This is a genomic window from Pantoea sp. B270 (genome assembly GCF_018726825.1).
Classification (GTDB): Bacteria; Pseudomonadota; Gammaproteobacteria; order Enterobacterales; family Enterobacteriaceae; genus Pantoea; species Pantoea dispersa.
In genome coordinates this window covers 110,250-129,332 of record NZ_JAHCSX010000003.1, presented here as the reverse complement: position 1 = coordinate 129,332, position 19,083 = coordinate 110,250, and the positions used below count along the sequence as shown (strand labels likewise).

General features: G+C 61.1%; 10 protein-coding genes and 3 tRNA genes. 7 read left to right on the top strand and 6 right to left on the bottom strand.

Features of this window, described 5'->3' with window-relative positions:
* The first annotated feature begins 54 nt into the window (after positions 1-54).
* The 4 genes from recC (at position 55) to recD (ending at position 11,820) form a co-directional block, all read left to right on the top strand.
* Positions 55-3,435 (top strand): exodeoxyribonuclease V subunit gamma, encoded by a 3,381-nt coding sequence (gene recC / locus KOL70_RS20210; RefSeq protein WP_166710937.1) that lies wholly within the window; start codon positions 55-57, stop codon positions 3,433-3,435.
* 107 nt (positions 3,436-3,542) lie between these two features.
* Positions 3,543-6,440, top strand: a complete 2,898-nt coding sequence (ptrA, locus tag KOL70_RS20205; RefSeq protein WP_215481471.1) for a pitrilysin — start codon at positions 3,543-3,545, stop codon at positions 6,438-6,440.
* The gene (recB, locus tag KOL70_RS20200; protein WP_215481470.1) at positions 6,437-9,976 is read left to right on the top strand and encodes an exodeoxyribonuclease V subunit beta; all 3,540 of its coding nucleotides are present in this window, start codon (positions 6,437-6,439) and stop codon (positions 9,974-9,976) included. The genes ptrA and recB overlap by 4 nt, the downstream gene beginning before the upstream one ends.
* Positions 9,973-11,820, top strand: a complete 1,848-nt coding sequence (gene recD / locus KOL70_RS20195; protein WP_215481469.1) for an exodeoxyribonuclease V subunit alpha — start codon at positions 9,973-9,975, stop codon at positions 11,818-11,820. Before recB ends, recD begins: the two co-directional genes overlap by 4 nt.
* A 51-nt stretch (positions 11,821-11,871) precedes the next feature.
* On the opposite strand, the gene argA is transcribed toward recD, so the two are convergent.
* Positions 11,872-13,200: an amino-acid N-acetyltransferase gene (argA, locus tag KOL70_RS20190; RefSeq protein WP_021506712.1), complete on the bottom strand. Its 1,329-nt coding sequence runs from the start codon at positions 13,198-13,200 to the stop codon at positions 11,872-11,874.
* Positions 13,201-13,432: 232 nt separating this feature from the next.
* Between argA and amiC the strand changes: the two genes are divergently transcribed.
* Positions 13,433-14,668, top strand: coding sequence for an N-acetylmuramoyl-L-alanine amidase AmiC (gene amiC / locus KOL70_RS20185; RefSeq protein WP_031279511.1), 1,236 nt, complete (start codon positions 13,433-13,435; stop codon positions 14,666-14,668).
* Between the two features lie 88 nt (positions 14,669-14,756).
* On the opposite strand, the gene KOL70_RS20180 is transcribed toward amiC, so the two are convergent.
* The 3 genes from KOL70_RS20180 to KOL70_RS20170 form a co-directional block, all read right to left on the bottom strand.
* Positions 14,757-14,833: transfer RNA gene (locus KOL70_RS20180), tRNA-Met, on the bottom strand.
* Between the two features lie 52 nt (positions 14,834-14,885).
* A tRNA-Met gene (locus KOL70_RS20175) sits at positions 14,886-14,962 on the bottom strand.
* 52 nt (positions 14,963-15,014) lie between these two features.
* Positions 15,015-15,091 (bottom strand) — tRNA-Met (locus tag KOL70_RS20170).
* Positions 15,092-15,298: 207 nt separating this feature from the next.
* Between KOL70_RS20170 and mltA the strand changes: the two genes are divergently transcribed.
* Entirely contained in the window at positions 15,299-16,447 is a 1,149-nt protein-coding gene (gene mltA, locus KOL70_RS20165; RefSeq protein ID WP_021507388.1) for a murein transglycosylase A, read from the top strand.
* A gap of 60 nt (positions 16,448-16,507) precedes the next feature.
* Complete coding sequence (gene tcdA / locus KOL70_RS20160; RefSeq protein WP_021507387.1) at positions 16,508-17,314, top strand: tRNA cyclic N6-threonylcarbamoyladenosine(37) synthase TcdA; 807 nt, start codon at positions 16,508-16,510, stop codon at positions 17,312-17,314.
* Here tcdA and csdE read toward each other — a convergent pair.
* On the bottom strand, positions 17,302-17,754 hold the full coding sequence (csdE, locus tag KOL70_RS20155; RefSeq protein ID WP_021507386.1) for a cysteine desulfurase sulfur acceptor subunit CsdE: 453 nt from the start codon (positions 17,752-17,754) through the stop codon (positions 17,302-17,304). The two genes, tcdA and csdE, sit on opposite strands and share 13 nt — an antisense overlap.
* Before the next feature lie 4 nt (positions 17,755-17,758).
* Complete coding sequence (gene csdA / locus KOL70_RS20150; protein ID WP_104093651.1) at positions 17,759-18,964, bottom strand: cysteine desulfurase CsdA; 1,206 nt, start codon at positions 18,962-18,964, stop codon at positions 17,759-17,761.
* Between the last annotated feature and the right edge of the window lie 119 nt (positions 18,965-19,083).

Genomic DNA, 19,083 nt, shown 5'->3' with positions numbered 1-19,083 from the left:
AGACGATTAAGGGTAGAGTGACCGGGCTGCGCTTTCCCTTCTTTAAGGAGTTTTATGTTCCGGGTTTACCACTCCAATCGGTTAGATTTATTGAAAGACTTAGCGGTTGAGCTGATAAAACTCCAGCCGCTGGCCGATCCGCTCGCGGCTGAGCAGGTACTGGTACAGAGCCCGGGCATGGCGCAGTGGCTGCAGATGGAGCTGGCTAACCGCTTCAACATTGCCGCCAACATTGATTTTCCGCTGCCCGCCAGCTTTATCTGGAGCATGTTCGTTAAAGTGCTGCCGGATATCCCGGAAGAGAGTGCTTTCACCAAAGCCAGCATGAGCTGGAAGCTGATGCACCGGCTACCGGTGCTGCTGGAACAGGAGGCGTTTCAGCCGCTGCGCAGCTATCTGCATGACGACGACGATCAGCGCAAACTCTACCAGCTCAGCGCGCGCGTGGCGGATCTGTTCGACCAATATCTGGTTTACCGGTCCGACTGGCTGAACCGCTGGGAGCGCGGCGAACAGGTGGACGGGCTGAGCGATGCTCAGCAGTGGCAGGCGGCGCTGTGGCGCGATCTGGTCGAATTCACGCGCAGCCTCGGTCAGCCGATGTGGCATCGTGCCAACCTCTATGCACGGTTTATTCAGGCGCTGGAGCAGGCGTCAACGCCGCCGCCGGGGCTGCCGCAGCGCGTCTTCATCTGCGGTATCTCTGCGCTGCCGCCGGTTTATCTGCAGGCGCTGGAAGCGCTGGGCCGCCACATTGATATTCACCTGCTGTTTACCAATCCCTGTCGTCACTACTGGGGCGACATTCAGGATTACGCCTTCCTCGCGAAGCTGCAGAGCCGCCAGCGGCTGCGGCTGCATTCGCAGGAGACGCAGCCGCTGTTCCGCGACCCGGATGCCGCGCCAGCGCTGTTTAACGAACTGGGCGAGCAGCAGCTGACCAATCCACTGCTGGCCTCGTGGGGCAAGCTGGGCCGTGACAACCTGTTTCTGCTGAGCCAGATGGAGTCAGCCGCCAACGACATCGATGCGTTTGTGGAGATGTCACCGGATAATCTGCTGCACTGCCTGCAGGCCGATCTGCTCAATCTTGACGATCGCGCGGTGATTGGGCTCAGCGCTGGCGAGCTGGCAGACAGCATGGACAAGCGCCGGCTCGATCCGCACGATCGTTCCATCACGCTGCAGGTGTGTCACAGCGCCCAGCGTGAAGTGGAGGTGCTGCAGGATCACCTGCTGGCGCTGATGGAAGCCGACCCGGAGCTGAAGCCGCGCGATATCATCGTCATGGTGGCAGACATCGACAGCTACGCGCCTTTTATTCAGGCGGCTTTTGCCAGTGCGCCGCCTGAGCGCTATCTGCCGTTCGCCATTTCTGACCGGCGCGCCAGTCAGGCGCATCCGGCCATCCTCGCGCTGCTCAGCCTGCTGGCACTGCCGGACAGTCGCTTTGCCTCAGAAGAGGTGCTGGCGCTGCTGGAGGTGCCGGCGCTGGCACAGCGTTTCTCCGTCGAGGAGAGCGGCCTGCGCCTGCTGCGCCGCTGGGTGATGGAATCCGGCATCCGCTGGGGACTGGATGACGCCAGCGTGGAAGCGCTGGCGCTGCCGGTCACCGGCCAGCACACCTGGCGCTTCGGCCTGCAGCGTATGCTGCTGGGCTACGCGCTGGAAAGCCGCAACGGTGACTGGCAGGGCATTCTGCCGTATGACGAATCCAGCGGCCTGATCGCCGAGCTGGCGGGCCATCTGGCCGAGCTACTGGCACGGCTCGACAGCTGGCGCACGCGCCTTGCGCAGACACGCACCCTGGCCGAATGGCTGCCGCTGTGCCGCGAGCTGATCGACAGCTTCTTCAGCGGCGATGCCGACAGCGAGGCGGCGCTGCTGCTGGTCGAAACGCAGTGGCAGGAGATCATTGAACAGGGGATGCAGGCCGCTTATCAGCAGCCGATTCCGGTCACGCTGCTGCGCGATGAGCTGCGTGCGCGCCTCGATCAGCAGCGCATCAGCCAGCGTTTCCTGGCCGGGCCGATCAACTTCTGTACGCTGATGCCGATGCGCTCCATCCCGTTTAAAGTGGTGTGCCTGCTGGGCATGAACGACGGCGTGTATCCGCGCACCCTGGCGCCGCTCGGTTTTGACCTGATGCAGCAGCAGACGCGGAAAGGCGATCGCAGCCGGCGTGATGATGACCGCTATCTGTTCCTTGAAGCGCTGATCTCGGCGCAGCAGCAGCTGTACATCAGCTACATTGGCCGGGCGATTCAGGACAACACCGAGCGCTATCCCTCGGTGCTGGTGACTGAACTGGTGGATTATCTGGCGCAAAGCTTCTGTCTGCCGGGCGATGAAGCCTGTGAGCCGGACGTCAGTGAGCAGCGGGTGCGGGCACATTTGCAATGCCTGCACAGCCGCATGCCGTTTGCAGCGGAAAATTTCCAGCCGGGAAGCCACGTGCAGAGCTTTGCCGCAGAATGGTTGCCAGCGGCGACCGGCAGCGGCGTGGCGCAGCCCGGGTTTGTCCAGCCGCTGCCGGTTCAGCCGCTGACCACGCTGTCGCTGGAGCAGCTGCTGCGCTTCTGGCGTCATCCGGTGCGGGCGTGGTTTCAGCAGCGCCTCGGCGTGGCTTTCTGGATGGAGGAGAGCGAGCTGCCGGACAGCGAACCGTTCGCACCGGACAGCCTGGAGCGCTATCAGATTAACGCAGAACTGCTCAATACGCTGGTCAACGGTGACGATCCGGCCCAGCTGTATGCGCACCACCGCGCCGCCGGTAATCTGCCTTACGGCGCCTTCGGGGAACTTTTCTGGCAAAGCCAGACCGAAGAGATGCAGGAAGTGGCGGCGGAAGTGAGCGCGCAGCGGCTGCCGGCGGAGAGCTGGGAAGTCAACCTGACGCTGGGCGCAACGCAGTTGACCGGCTGGCTGACTCAGGTGCAAGCTGATGGGCTGTTACGCTGGCGTCCGGGCGTGCTCAACATCAACGATGGCCTGCTGCTGTGGCTGGAACATCTGGTGTATTGTGCGCTGGGCGGCAACGGCACCAGCCGCATGTATGGTCGCAAACAGAGCCGCTGGCGCTTCGCGGCCGTGGCACCTGCCCAGGCGCAGGCGCAGCTGGCTGAATATGTGGCCGCCTGTGAGGCGGGTCTGGCGCAGCCGCTGCTGCTGCTGAATAAATCCGGCGGCGCGTGGCTGGACGCCAGCTTTGACAGCAAATCCGGCCAGCTTCAGGAAGATGACGCCACGCAGAAAAAGGCGCTCAACAAGCTGTTGCAGGCGTGGCAGGGTGGCTACCAGGTTGAAGGCGAAGGCAGCGATCCCTATCTGCAGCGCCTGTGCCGCACGCTGGACGAGCCGACGCAGCAGCAGATCATCGCTGCGGCGCGTCAGTGGTATTTGCCGGTGCGCCTCGCGCATCAGGATGATGAATAGCAACGGAAGTGCGGCCTGTACCTTGGCAGCCACCGTCTTATAAGAAAGTGTTTGAGTATCCCGACCGGCGCAACGCCGGCGGATAAGGGTAACGTTAAGGGGTTGAAATGCGGATTTACGCACGCTGGATAGGAGCGCTGCTGCTGAGCATGCTGGCGCTGAATGCCTTTGCCGACGACGGGCGCGGCTGGCAGCCGATTGATGAAACCATCCGCAAGAGCGATCACGATCCGCGCAGTTATCAGGCCATTACCCTGAGCAACGGCATGACGGTGCTGCTGGTGTCAGATGCTGCCGCGCCGAAATCGCTGGCAGCGCTGACGTTACCGATCGGTTCTCTGGACGATCCCGACAGTCAGCTGGGCCTGGCACACTATCTGGAACACATGGTGCTGATGGGGTCAAAAAATTATCCGCAGCCGGATAACCTGGCGGAGTTTCTCAAGAAGCACGGTGGTAGCCACAATGCCAGCACAGCCTCGTACCGCACCGCGTTTTACCTGGAAGTCGAAAACGATGCGCTGCAACCGGCGGTGGATCGTCTGGCGGATGCGATTGCGCAACCCCTGCTCGACCCGACCAACGCGGACCGCGAGCGGCATGCGGTTAACGCTGAGCTGACGATGGCACGCTCGCGCGATGGGCTGCGTATGGCGCAGGTTGGCGCGGAAACCCTCAACCCGGCGCACCCCGGCTCGCGCTATTCGGGCGGTAACCTTGATACCCTGAGTGACAAACCCGACAGCAACCTGCATCAGGCGCTGCTCGATTTCTATCACCGCCACTATTCGGCGAATCTGATGAAAGCGGTGATTTACAGTAACAAACCGCTGCCGGAGATGGCGACGATCGCTGCACAGACCTTTGGTCGCGTGGCCAATCATCAGGCCAGCGTGCCGGACATTACCGTGCCGGTGGTCACCGATGCGCAGAAAGGCATCATCATTCATTACGTGCCAGCACAGCCGCGCAAGCAGCTGAAAATTGAGTTTCGCATCGCCAACGACAGCGACCAGTTCCGTAGCAAAACCGACACCTTAATCAGTTATCTGCTGGGCAACCGCAGCAAAAATACCCTGAACGACTGGCTGCAGCAGCAGGGACTGGCGGATGGCGTCAATGCCGGCGCGGATCCGATGACCGAGCGCAACAGCGGCGTGTTTGCCATCTCGGTTTCGCTGACCGACAAAGGCCTGGCACAGCGCGATCGCGTGGTGGCTGCAGTATTCAGCTACCTTGATATGCTGCGCAAACAAGGCATCGACAAGCGCTATTTCGATGAAGTTGCGCACGTGCTGGCGCTGGATTTCCGCTATCCATCAATTACCCGCGATATGGATTACATTGAGTGGCTGGTGGATACCATGCTGCGCGTGCCGGTAACGCACACGCTGGATGCGCCTTATCTGGCCGACCGCTATGATGCGGCCGCGATCAACGCCCGTCTGGCTGAGATGACGCCGCAGAACGCCCGCATCTGGTACATCAGTCCCGCTGAGCCGCACAACAAACAGGCTTACTTTGTGAATGCGCCTTATCAGGTGGATAAAATCACCGCCGCGCAGTTTAGCGACTGGCAGCAGCAGGCGCAGCAGATTCCGCTGTCGCTGCCGACCCTGAATCCCTACATTCCGTCGGATTTCTCCCTCATCCCCTCTGACGGTAAGCATTACGATCATCCGGTGGCGCTGACCAATGGCGACAGCATGCGCATCTACTGGATGCCGAGCCAGTTCTACGCCAGCGAGCCGAAGGCCGCTATTACGCTCGCGCTGCGTAACAAATCCGCGATCAGCGATGCGCGCCAGCAGGTGTTGTTTGGTCTCAACGACTACCTCTCCAGCCTGGCGCTGGATGAGCTGAATTCGCAGGCTTCGGTGGGCGGCATCAGCTTCTCCACCGGTGAGGACGACGGGCTGGTATTCAATGCCAGCGGCTTCACCCAGCGCCTGCCGGAGCTGCTGAAAAAGCTGGTTGAAGGCTACGCCAGCTTCCAGCCGGATGCGCAGCAGCTGGAGCAGGCGAAATCCTGGTATCTGGATCGGCTGGAAGCAGCGGAAAAGGGCAAAGCGTTTGAACAGGCGATTCAGCCGATGCAAATGCTGTCCCAGCTGCCTTATACCCAGCGTGAGGCGCGACGCCAGCTGGTGAAACAGATCACGCTGCAGGAGGTGATGGATTACCGCGATGCGCTGATCCAGCACGCCACGCCGGAAATGATGGTGGTCGGCAACCTGTCGGCCGATCGCGTCAGGCAGCTGGGCGAAGAGCTTAAACAGCAGCTGCACAGCACGGGGCACGGTTACTGGCACAGCAATTATGTGGTGGTGGATAAGCCGATCAAAGCCAACCTGCAGAAAACCGGCAGCAGCACCGACTCAGCGCTGGCGACGCTGTATGTGCCGCTCGGCTACAGCGAGTATCAAAGTATGGCTAACAGCACCATGCTGAGCCAGATTGTGCAGCCGTGGTTCTACAATCAGCTGCGCACCGAGGAGCAGCTGGGCTATGCGGTGTTCGCTTATCAGATGCCGATTGGTCGCCAGTGGGGCATTGGCTTCCTGCTGCAAAGCAACAGTAAAGCGCCCGCTTATCTGCTGCAGCGTTTCCAGGCGTTCTATCCGCAGGCGGAACAGCGTCTGCGCAGCATGAAAGCGGAGGATTTCGCCCAGTATCAGCAGGCACTGATCAACGATCTGAAACAGCGTCCGCAAACGCTGGATGAAGAGGCCAACCGTTACAGTCGTGATTTCAATCGCCAGAACTTCGCGTTTGATACACGCGAAAAAGCCATTGCGCAAATTCAGCAGCTGACACCGGCCAGCCTGGCTGACTTTTTCCATCAGGCCGTGCTGGCGCAGCAGGGCATGGCGATGATCTCGCAGATTGGCGGCAGTCACGATGGCACCCACGATGCGGATTACGCGCCGCTGCCGGGCTTTACCACCTGGGATGAAGTCGCCCGGCTGCAGCAGTCGCTCTCCGTGAAGAGTGATGCGCCATGAGTCAGCGCCCTGAATCGCTCAATCCCCTGACGCTGCCGCTGCAGGGTGAGCGTTTGATTGAGGCCTCCGCTGGCACCGGTAAGACCTTTACCATTGGTCTGCTCTACCTGCGTTTGCTGCTGGGACTCGGCGGGCAAAATGCCTATGCGCGCCCGCTGTCGGTGGAAGAGATTCTGGTGGTGACCTTTACCGAAGCCGCCACCGCCGAACTGCGCGGCCGTATCCGGGAAAATATTCATGAGCTGCGGCTGGCCTGTCTGCGCGGCGTCAGCGCAAATCCGATGCTGATGCAGCTGCTGGCCGACATTGCCCAGCCCGCTGAGGCGGCCTCGCTGCTGCTGGCGGCGGAACGGCAGATGGACGAGGCGTCGATTTTCACCATTCACGGCTTCTGCCAGCGCATGCTCAATCTCAATGCATTTGAGTCCGGTATGCTGTTCGAGCAGCAGCTGATTGAAGATGAACAGCAGCTGTTGCGTCAGGCGACGGCGGATTTCTGGCGGCGCCACTGCTATCCGCTGACGCTGGATATTGCGCGCGTCATCGTTGCGGAATGGAGCGGGCCGGAACAGCTGTTGTCGACGCTGCGCCCGTGGCTGCAGGGCGAGTCGCCCAGCCTGCGTCTGGCGCCGCACGACAGTGAAACCCTGACATCGCGCCACAGCAGCAACCTGGCGCGTATTGCCGAAATGAAAGCGCAGTGGCGGGCGCTGGGCGAAGAGGTGCTGACGCTGGTCGGGCAGTCTGATGTCGATAAGCGCAGCTACAGCAGCAAAAACCTGCCGCTGTGGGTCAGCAAAGTCAGCGCCTGGGCGCAGAGCGAGACCGCGGATTACCAGATCCCCGCCGAGCTGGCGCGTTTCGGTCAGCAGGTGCTCAATGAAAAAACTAAAAAGGGCGCGCCACCACAGCACCCGTTGTTTGCTGCCATTGATACGTTCCTGGCGCAGCCGCTGTCGCTGCGCGATTTGGTGATTGCACGCGCGCTGGTGGAGGTGCGTCACGCGGTGCGTAAAGAGAAACGCCTGCAGGCGCTGCTGGGGTTTGACGATCTGCTGAGCCGGCTGGACGAGGCGCTGCAACAGCCCGGCGGCGAGCAGCTGGCGCAGGCGATTCGCCAGCGCTTTCCGGTGGCGCTGATTGATGAATTCCAGGATACCGATCCGCTGCAGTACCGTATTTTCCGCACGCTCTATTTACAGCAGCCGCAGCATGCGCTGCTGCTGATTGGCGACCCGAAACAGGCTATCTACGCCTTCCGCGGTGCGGACATCTTTACCTATATTCGCGCGCGCGGTGAAGTTCACGCGCACTACACGCTGGATACCAACTGGCGCTCGTCACCGGCGATGGTGGAGAGCGTCAATCAGCTGTTTATGCGCCAGCCCGCACCGTTTCTGTTTGCGGACATCCCGTTTCTGCCGGTCAATGCCGCGCCGCCCAATCAGCGTTTGTCGCTGAGTATCGACGGCGAGGAGCAGGCCGCGCTGCGCTTTTGGCTACAGCCGGGCGCAGGCTGCAGCGTCAGCGAATACCAGCAGCTGATGGCGCAGCAGTGCGCCGCTGATATCAGCCGCTGGCTGCAGGCGGGTCAGCAACAGCGCGCGCTGCTGGGCAAAACCCCCGACCAGCGGCCGGTGCAGGCCTCGGACATCACGGTACTGGTACGCAGCCGGAACGAAGCCAATCTGATTCGCGCCGCGCTCAATCAGCTCGGCATCCCTTCGGTGTATCTCTCCAACCGCGACAGCGTGTATACCACGCCCGAGGCGCGAGAACTGCTGTGGCTGCTGCAGGCGATCCTCGCGCCCGAGCAGGAGCGGATGCTGCGCACCGCGCTGGCCACGTCGCTGTTTGCCTTTGATGCCGCGCAGCTGGACGCGCTGGATCAGGATGCGCGCGGCTGGGATGCGCTGGTGGATACTTTTGCCCGCTGGCAGCAATTGTGGCACCAGCGTGGCGTACTGCCGATGCTGCGTCAGCTGATGCTGGAGCGCCAGCTGGCAGAAAACCTGCTGGCCTCAGAGAATGGCGAGCGTCGCCTGACCGATCTGCTGCACCTCGGCGAACTGCTGCAGGAGGCGGCGGCCCAGCTCGACAGTCCGCACGCGCTGGTGCGTTATCTGGCGCAGCAGATCGCCCGACCGGACAGCCAGTCGGCCAGCCAGCAGCTGCGGCTGGAGAGCGACCGCCACCTGGTGCAGATTGTCACCATCCATAAATCCAAGGGGTTACAGTATCCGCTGGTGTGGCTGCCGTTTGCCGCCGGTTTCCGCGAGGCCGATATCGCGCTCTATCACGACCGCGAGCATTACAACGCGGTGCTGGATTTGCAGAATGATGAGCAAAGTCTGGCGCTGGCAGAGCAGGAGCGGCTGGCAGAGGATTTACGCCTGCTGTACGTAGCGCTGACGCGTTCGGTGTATCACTGCAGCGTCGGCGTGGCACCGCTGTTTCGCGGCACGCGCAAGAAAGAGGGCGAGAGCGATTTACATAAAAGCGCGCTGGGTTTCCTGCTGCAGCGCGGCGAGCCGGCCACCGCAGAACAGCTGGCGAGTTTACTGCACGACATCAGCGTGACCGGAACCGAAGTGGTGCTGGCGCAGCCGCAGGGCCATGAACGCTGGCAGGCGCTGGACGAGGTTGACGATGAGCTGGATGCGCGCAGCATCACGCGCGCGCTGGCCGATCCGTGGCGTGTCACCAGCTACTCCGGGTTGCAGCAGCACGGCAGTCACCGTTTGCTGGATGTGATGCCGGGCTTCGATGCGGAAGCGGTCGGGGAAGATCGCGAGGTGGAAGTGCTGGAAGCCGCGCTGACGCCGCACCATTTCCCGCGTGGCGCAGCGCCCGGGACTTTCCTGCATACGCTGTTTGAATCGCTCGACTTCACCCAGCCGCCTTTAGCGCCGCAGCTGGAACAGCAGTTGCAGCAGAGCGGCTATCCGCTGCATTGGCAGCCGATGCTGAGCGAGTGGATTACCCGCGTGGTGAACACGCCGCTCAACACTGAAGGGATCCGGCTGAGCGACATCACACCGGGCAATCGCCTGATCGAGATGGAGTTCTATCTGCCGATTGATGGACTGCTGACGGCACCGGCGCTGGACGCGTTGATGCGGCAGGATCCACTGTCGCGTCAGGCGCCGGCGCTCGACTTCCGCCAGGTGCAGGGCATGCTGAAAGGCTTCATCGACCTGGTATTTCGCTGGCAGGGCAAATACTATCTGCTGGATTACAAATCTAACTGGCTGGGCGAGAGCCATCAGGCATACACACCGCAGGCGATGGCGCAGGCGATGATCGACCACCGTTACGATTTGCAGTATCAGCTGTATACGCTGGCGCTGCATCGCTATTTGCAGCACCGCCTGACGGATTACGATTATGAACAGCATTTTGGCGGCGTATTCTATCTGTTTTTACGCGGCATGGATGGCAGCTCGCCGGATAACGGGGTGTTCCATACCCGACCAACATCAGATTTCGTTTCACAACTGGATAGCCTGTTTCGCGGGCCGGGAGCAGCAGCATGAGTAGCATGAGTACGCTATTGGCACAGGCGGCAGAACTGCGCCTGCTGCGGGCGCTGGATATTCAGTTTGCCCGGCTGCTGGCCGACGACGATCGGCCCGCGCATTTGCTGGCGGCTGCCTGTCTCAGCGCGGAAGCCGGTGACGGTCACGTCTGCCTGCCGCTGTCGCAGCTTACCCGCGAAGCGCTGTTCAGCGGTCGTCATCCGGAGCTGGCACACGCCATCTGGCAGGCCGCCGGCGAGCCGCAGGACTGGCCAACGCTGCTGGCAGACTGGCAGGCGCTCAGCGCCAGCGATCGCCCGGCACCGGTGGTGCTGCGTGATAACCGGCTCTATCTGCACCGGCTCTGGCATCACGAAGGGGAAGTGGCGCGCTTCTTCCAGCCACAGGCGGCGCCGCAGCTGTTTGCGCCCGAACAAGTGCGCAGCGTGCTGGATACCTTTTTCGGCAGCCAGCCCGAGGACTGGCAGAAAATTGCGGCGGCGGTGGCGCTGACGCAAAAAAACGCGGTGATCTCCGGCGGGCCTGGCACCGGCAAAACCACCACGGTGGCGAAGCTGCTGGCGGCGCTGATTCGCCTCAGTGAGGGAACCCTGCGCATTCAGCTGGCCGCCCCTACCGGCAAGGCGGCGGCGCGGCTCACCGAGTCGCTGGGTAAGGCGCTGCGCAGTCTCGACGTCAGCGATGCGGAGCGCCAGCGTTTTCCGGCAGAAGCCACCACGCTGCACCGTTTACTCGGTGCCCAGCCGGAGACGCAGCGCCTGCGCTACCACGCCGGTAACCCGCTGCATCTCGACGTGCTGGTGGTCGATGAAGCCTCGATGGTCGATCTCGGCATGATGGCAAACCTGATCGCCGCGCTGCCCGCTCACGCGCGGGTGATTTTTCTCGGCGATCGCGACCAGCTGGCCTCGGTTGAAGCCGGTGCGGTACTCGGGGATATCTGCCGCTGTGCTGAAGCGGGCTACAGTCCGGTGCGTGCGCTGCAGCTCACCACGCTGACCGGCTGCGAGGTTGCCGGCACCGATGATGCGGTGGCCCCGGCGGTGCGCGATGCCATCTGCCTGCTGCGCAAAAGCTACCGTTTCGCGGCGCACTCCGGCATCGGTCAGCTGGCTGCGGCGGTCAACGCCGGCGAAGCGCAGGCGGTCGAGGCGGCCTTTCAGGCGGGCTTCAGTGATATCGTGCGCCAGCCGCTCAACGATGCCGAAGCGTATCAGGCGATGCTGACGCAGATTGCCGAAGGCTATCGGCCATTTCTCCAGCTGATTAACCAGCGTGCCGCACCGGCCGAGGTGATTGCTGCGTTTGGCCGTTATCAGTTGCTGTGCGCCCTGCGGGAAGGGCCATTTGGCGTGCAGGGGCTCAATCAGCGTATTGAGCACAAGCTGATGCAGCTGCAGCTGATTCGTCGTCCGGCAGGGGGCAGCCGCTGGTATCAGGGGCGTCCGGTGATGGTGACGCGTAACGACAGCGCGCTCGGCCTGTTCAATGGTGACATCGGCATTACGCTGTTCGATGAGGAAGGGCTGCTCAAGGTGTTCTTCCCGCTGCCTGATGGCAGCATCAAAGCGGTACAGCCAAGTCGCCTGCCGGCCCATGACACGGCATGGGCGATGACGGTGCACAAATCACAGGGTTCAGAGTTTGACCACACCGCGCTGGTGATGCCGGCTCAGTTCCTGCCGGTACTGACGCGCGAGCTGATATACACGGCTATTACCCGGGCGCGCAGCCAGCTGACGCTGTTCAGTGATGAAGCGGTGTTCCGGCGTGCGGTGCAGTTGCGCACGCAGCGGCGCAGCGGGTTGCTGGATCGCTTAGGGGGAGAAGAGGGCAGATGATTGCGCCGCGGCGGGGAATAGCCCTCAGCGGCGCGTAAGGTGCGCTGGCGCTTAGCGTAAGTCTGCCATCAGCACTTTGGAACGACGCTGATAGTTGTACATCTGCTTTTTGCTTTCAGGCAGCGACTCAATATCCACCGGCGTGAAGCCGCGCTCCTGGAACCAGTGGATGCTGCGCGTGGTCAGCACGAACAGCTTCTTCAGCCCCATCTGCCGTGCCTGCAGCGCCACGCGCTCCAGCAGCAGCTCGCCGCGTGACGAGCTGCGATAGTCGGGATGCACCGCCACGCAGGCCATCTCGCCGATTTGCTCGTCCGGGAACGGATAGAGCGCTGCGCAGGCGATGGTCATATTGTCGCGCTGAATAATGGTGAATTTGTCGATCTCCATCTCCAGCTGCTCGCGCGAACGGCGCACCAGAATGCCCTGCTGCTCCAGCGGACGAATCAGTTCAAGAATCCCGCCGATGTCGTTGATGTTGGCGCGGCGAATCTGCTCGGCCGACTCCATGACAATCTGCGTACCGATACCGTCACGCGAGAACAGCTCCTGCAGCAGTGCGCCATCTTCCTGATAGCTGATCAGATGGCTGCGGCGCACGCCGCTGCGGCAGGCTTTGACCGCGCCACGCAGGAAGCGCACGGTGCCGGAGAGAAAATCACCGTCGCTCTCCATTTCATCAATACGCGTCTGCGCCTCGTTCGGGAACAGCTCGGAAATGATGGTGCCTTCGCGATCGGTTACGCCCTGTTCGGAGCAGAAACCGATCATCTTCTCGGCTTTCAGCTTAATCGCCAGCTGCGTCGCCACCTCTTCCGAGGTCAGGTTAAAGCTTTCGCCGGTCACCGAGACCGCTACCGGACCCAGCAGCACAATAGCATTGTTATCCAGCTGACGATGGATCGCCTCTTCGTCAATCCGGCGGATGCGGCCGCTGTGGCAGTAATCGACGCCGTCATCCACGCCCAGCGGCTGAGCGATGATGAAGTTACCGCTCACTACATTAATATGCGCGCCCTGCAGCGGCGTATTATTCAGGCTCATCGACAGACGCGCCGTAATATCGAGCTGTAAACGCCCGGCCGCCTGCTTCACCAGCTCCAGCGATTGGGCATCGGTCACGCGCGTGTGTTTGTGATAAATCGGCTCCAGCTGCTGCTGCGCGAGGCTGGCATCGATCTGCGGCCGTGCGCCATAAACCACCACCAGGCGAATGCCGAGACTATGCAACAGGCCGATATCGTTAACGATGCTGGAGAAGTTCTCATGCTCGATGGCCTCGCCACCCAGCATGATGACAAACGTCTTGTCACGGTGGGCATTAATATAGGGAACGGTATGGCGAAAACCCTGAACCAGTTCGGTACTGCGTTCCTTCACGGCAAACCCTCTGTGAATGGTTATTCGAAATTTATGTATTTTTATGCTCTTTCGCCACTTTTTGCAAGCATCGGACCTGACGTTACTTTACGATTTTCCTGATGCAAGCCACGCTAACAGACTGCATTATCTGGTTTTTCCGGCAAGACAAGACATTCCTCATTGAATAAAGTTTTCGCCTTCTGCTCGTCAACTGACGATTTTTTAGACATAACACAGTAGCTGGAGCGGCATGTCCGAAGCTTTTACCCGAAGACGACTTTTACAGGGCGCAGGTGCGCTGTGGTTGCTGAGCGTGACGCGCAGCGGTTTTGCGGCCAGTCAGCACATTGTGGCCGTGCGCATCTGGCCATCCTCGACTTACTCACGCGTGACGCTGGAATCTAACGTCGCGCTGCACTATAAGCAGTTCACGCTGAGCAATCCCGAACGGCTGGTGATCGATATCCAGAACCTGCACATCAACAGCGCGCTGAAAGGCATCGATAAGCTGGTGCGGGTGGACGATCCCTACATTAAAACCGCGCGCGTCGGTCAGTTCGATCCCACCACGGTGCGCGTGGTGCTGGAGCTGAAGCGCAGCGTGGCACCGAAAACCTTCACCCTCGATCCGGTCGCTGGTATTCGCCACCGGCTGGTGGTCGATCTCTATCCCAGCCAGTCGTCACAGGAAGAGGATCCGCTGCTGGCGTTACTGAAGGATTACAACCAGGGCGAACTGGAGCGCGATCAACCGGCGCAGGCGCCGCTACCGGGTAAAGCCGGGCGCGATCGACCGATTATTATCATGATCGATCCCGGTCACGGCGGGGAAGATCCCGGCGCGCACGGCAAGTACAAAACGCGCGAGAAAGATATCGTGCTGAAGATTGGACGCTATCTGAAAGCGCTGATCGACAAAGAACGTAATATGAAGGCTTACATGACGCGCAACGAAGATGTGTTTATACCGCTGCGCGTGCGGGTCGCGAAAGCGCGTAAGCAGCGCGCCGATCTGTTTGTCTCGATTCACGCTGACGCTTTTACCAGCCGGGCGGCGCGCGGCTCTTCGGTCTTCGCGCTCTCCACCAGCGGCGCAACCTCGGCCGCCGCGCGCTTTCTCGCCCAGACTCAGAACGAAGCGGATTTGATCGGCGGGGTCAGTATGAGCGGCGATCGCTATCTCGACCACACCATGTTCGATATGGTGCAGCGGCAGACCATCAGCGACAGTCTGAAGTTTGGCAAAGAAGTGCTGACGCGCATGGGCCACATTAACCACCTGCATAAACGCACGGTGGATCAGGCCGGCTTTGCGGTGCTGAAAGCGCCGGATATCCCGTCGATTCTGGTGGAAACGGCGTTTATCAGTAACGTCGAAGAGGAGCGGAAGCTGCGTACCCCGCGCTATCAGCATCAGGTGGCGGAAGCCATTCTGCACGGTATTAAGGCGTATTTTGACAAAGGCGGCGTGCTGGCACGGCGTTAGGGCAGGGCGGCAGCGATGCCGCTTTTTACCGGGCGCAGAAACAAAAAAACACCCGTCAGGGTGTTGTGATGTTCTTCCGCAGAAGAAGTGGTTGCGGGGGCCGGATTCGAACCGACGACCTTCGGGTTATGAGCCCGACGAGCTACCAGGCTGCTCCACCCCGCGTCCGTCTGTCGCACTGAGCGACTTTGCACATTGTATTCTTCGTTAAGACAATTGGTTGCGGGGGCCGGATTCGAACCGACGACCTTCGGGTTATGAGCCCGACGAGCTACCAGGCTGCTCCACCCCGCGTCCGTCTGTCGCGCTAAGCGACTTGCCACATTGTCTCTTCATCACGAAGAATTGGTTGCGGGGGCCGGATTTGAACCGACGACCTTCGGGTTATGAGCCCGACGAGCTACCAGGCTGCTCCACCCCGCGTCCGTGGATGCGCACTATACACCGGGCGTATGATGATGCAACCCCTTTTTTGCGTTAAAGCGCTAAATAGACAAACAGTTGCTGAATTATTTGGCCATTGGGCGATTTATTATACAGATGTGAGCGCGCTAGACTGCGGCAGATTTCATTCTGTCTGCCCCTTTGCTATCGTCGCCGTGCAAACAACCAGCTTAAAAAGAGAAGGTAATGAAAGGACATTGGGCGAAGTATGCACTTACTGGCGCATTTCTGGCGCTGTTAGCCGGTTGTAGCTCTAAGCCGACCGATCGCGGTCAGCAATATATTGATGGCAAGCTGGAGCAACCGCTCGGGCTGGTGAATGAGCCGAACGCCAAAGGGCGTCCGGTCAATGGCCGTGATTTCGGCCTGCAGGTGCAGCAGATCCAGTCGGCGTCGTCTGGTCTGTATGGCCGCAACCTCGGCACTTACAGTGCGATTCAGAACTGGCTGCTCTCCGGCGCCGATACGCGTCAGCTGCGCCAGTTCGGCCTGAACGCCTATCAGATGGAAGGCACCGACAGCTACGGCAACGTACAGTTTACCGGTTACTACACGCCGGTGGTGGAAGCGCGTTATACCCGTCAGGGCGAATTCCAGTATCCGATTTATCGCATGCCGCCGCGTCCGCGCGGACAGAAGCTGCCAAGCCGCGCTTCTATCTATAGTGGCGCACTGGATGAGCGTTATGTGATTGCCTGGAGCAACTCGCTGATCGACAACTTTATGATGGACGTGCAGGGCAGCGGCTATGTCGATTTCGGCGATGGCCGTCCGCTGCGCTTCTTCGGCTACGGCGGCAAGAACGGCTGGGCTTACCACAGTATTGGTAAAGAGCTGATCGATCGCGGTGAAGTGAAGCGCGAAGACATGTCGATGCAGGCGATTCGGCAGTGGGCGCAGGAGCACTCGCCGCAGGAAGTGCGCAACGTACTGGAAACCAACCAGTCGTTCGTGTTCTTCAAGCCGGAAGAGTATGTGCCGGTGCGCGGTGCCAGTGCGGTACCGCTGATTGCCAAAGCCTCGGTGGCGTCCGATCGTTCGCTGATTCCCGCCGGTACGGCGCTGCTGGCTGAAGTGCCGCAGCTGAATGAGAAGGGTAAATTCAACGGCAAATATGAGATGCGCCTGATGGTCGCGCTGGACGTGGGCGGCGCGATCAAAGGCCAGCACTTCGATATCTACCAGGGCGTCGGCCCGGATGCGGCGCATCTGGCGGGCTTCTACAACCATTATGGCCGCGTCTGGGTACTGAAAGCCGCGCCGGGAACCGGCCAGCCGCTGTTCAGCAATCCGCAAAACGGCAATAATGGTTCATTGATTATCGGCGCAAATTGATAGGCTGCGCACCCTGGGTTTGTCGGGTGCGCGTCCGCGCATCGTACTAAAAGGTTAGCTATGAAAGTTGTCAGCGACGCCTGGCGCCAGCGATTTGGCGGCACGGCGCGTCTCTACGGGCAGGAAGCACTGCAGCGTTTTGCCGACGCGCATTTCTGCGTCATCGGCATCGGCGGCGTCGGTTCCTGGGCGGCCGAAGCGCTGGCGCGCACCGGCATCGGTAAAATTACCCTGATTGACATGGACGATGTGTGTATTACCAATACCAACCGTCAGATTCATGCGTTGCAGGGGCATGTCGGTCAGGCGAAAACTGAGGTGATGGCGCAGCGTATTCACGCCATCAATCCGGAGTGTGAGGTGATCTGCATCGATGACTTTATCACGCCGGACAATACCGCGGAGCTGATGGCGGCGGGGTTCGACTATGTGATTGACGCGATTGATAGCGTGCGCCCTAAGGCTGCGCTGATCGCCTGGTGCCGGCGTAATAAGATCCCGCTGATCACTACCGGTGGCGCCGGCGGACAGATCGATCCGACGCAGATTCAGGTCAGTGACTTAGCCAAAACCATTCAGGATCCGCTGGCTGCCAAACTGCGCGAGCGGCTGAAAAGTGATTTTGGCGTAGTGAAAAACAGCAAGGGTAAACTGGGGATCGACTGCGTGTTCTCTACCGAGGCGCTGGTGTATCCGCAGCCGGACGGCAGCGTATGCGCTTCGCGCAGCACGGCGGAAGGGCCAAAGCGCATGGACTGTGCCGCCGGCTTTGGTGCGGCCACCATGGTGACCGCCACCTTTGGTTTTGTTGCGGTGTCGCACGCGCTGAAAAAATTTCTCGCGCGCGCGGCGCGTCAGTCTGCCTGATGCGCGCGGGCGGCACGCTGTACCGCCTCTGCCAGCGCCTGTAAACCACTGCTGCGCGAGGCGCTCAGCTGCGCGCGCAGCCCTAAGGTATCAAACAGCGCCAGCGGGTCTGTGGCTAACAGCGCCGCGGGCGTTTTTCCTTCCACCGCTGTCAGCAGCACCGCCAGCAATCCGCGCACAATGCGCCCCTCACTGTCGCCGTAAAAATGCAGCGTGCCGTCGGCCCGCTGCTGGCTGCTGAGCCAGACGCGGTTTTCGCAGCCGGAGAGCTCAATTTCCGCCGTTTTCAGCGCTTCCGGCAGTGCCGGCAGCTGGCGGCTGAGCTGAATCAGCTGGCGGTAGCGATCTTCCCACTGATGAAAATGGGCAAACTTCTCCGTCAGGCTGGCTTCGGTAATCAGGTCACCAAACGGATGGGGGGCAAGCAGGGCTGATGTCATTACGTTACTCACTCAGTAAATCCACGGCATGGTGCATGGCGCGCACCAGCGCGTCCACGTCCTGCAGATTATTATAGGGGGCAAATGAGACGCGCAGCGTGCCGCTGACGCCAAGCGCCGCCATCAGCGGCTGGGCACAGTGCTGGCCGGCGCGCAGCGCGATGCCCTGTTCCGCCAGCAGCGTCACGATATCGCTGTGGTGAATACCGGCGATATCAAACGCCAGCAGGCTGGCGCTGCCGCAGCGGAAACTGCGGAAGCCGGGAATAGCGCTGAGTTGTTCTTCGGCAAGGCTGGCCAGCTGCTGGCTCCAGCGTTCGGCTTTTTCCGCATCGTACTGCCCCAGCCAGTCCAGCGCCGCACTCAGCCCGACCACGCCCGCCACGTTCGGCGTGCCTGCTTCAAAGCGCCACGGCACCGGCTGCGGCGTGAAGCCGCTGAAATCGACCTGCGTCAGCATTTTGCCGCCGCCCTGCCACGGCGGCATCGCGTCCAGCAGCTCCGCTTTGCCGTACAGCACACCAGTGCCCATCGGACCATACAGCTTGTGCGCGGAAAAGGCGTAGAAGTCGATATCCAGCGCCTGCACATCCGGCGGGCAGTGCACCACGCCCTGCGCGCCATCCACCATCACTTTCGCCCCGACGCCGTGCGCCAGCGTAATCGCCTGCGCCAGATCCGGACATCCGCCGGTCACGTTAGACATCTGACCTATCGCCAGCAGCCGGGTGCGTGCGTTAAGTAACTGCGGCAGCAGGGCGATATCCGGCCGCCGGTCAGCGCCAAGCGGCCACTTTATCACTTTCGCACCGCTGGCCTGCGCCACCATCAGCCACGGCACCAGATTGGCGTGGTGCTCGGCTTCGCTCACCACAATCTCGTCGCCCGGCTGCAGGCGCGGCGCCAGCCAGCTGTGCGCCACCAGGTTGATGGCTTCCGTGGTGCCACGCGTCCAGACGATTTGCCGATCGTCCGCCGCCTGCAGCCAGTGCGCCACGCGCGCGCGCGCCTGTTCATACTGTGCCGTCAGCGCGCGGGCAGCGGCGAACTGGCTGCGGTGGACGGTGCCGCCACTCAGCGAATAAAACTGCGCGGTCGCGTCAATCACCGCCTGCGGCTTCAGCGCGGTGGCGGCGCTGTCGAGATAGACACCCGCATCGCTCAGCGCGGGAAACTGCTGACGAAACTCGCCAGGAGAGAAATGGGTCATACTCAGCTCACTTACTTGGATGTTAGGACCAGGCTGAAAGCCACGCCGTGGCCTGGCAAAGCTGGAAAAGCGCGTTATGCTAATTATTGCAAGGTTTGAACCGAAACCCGCATAACGAA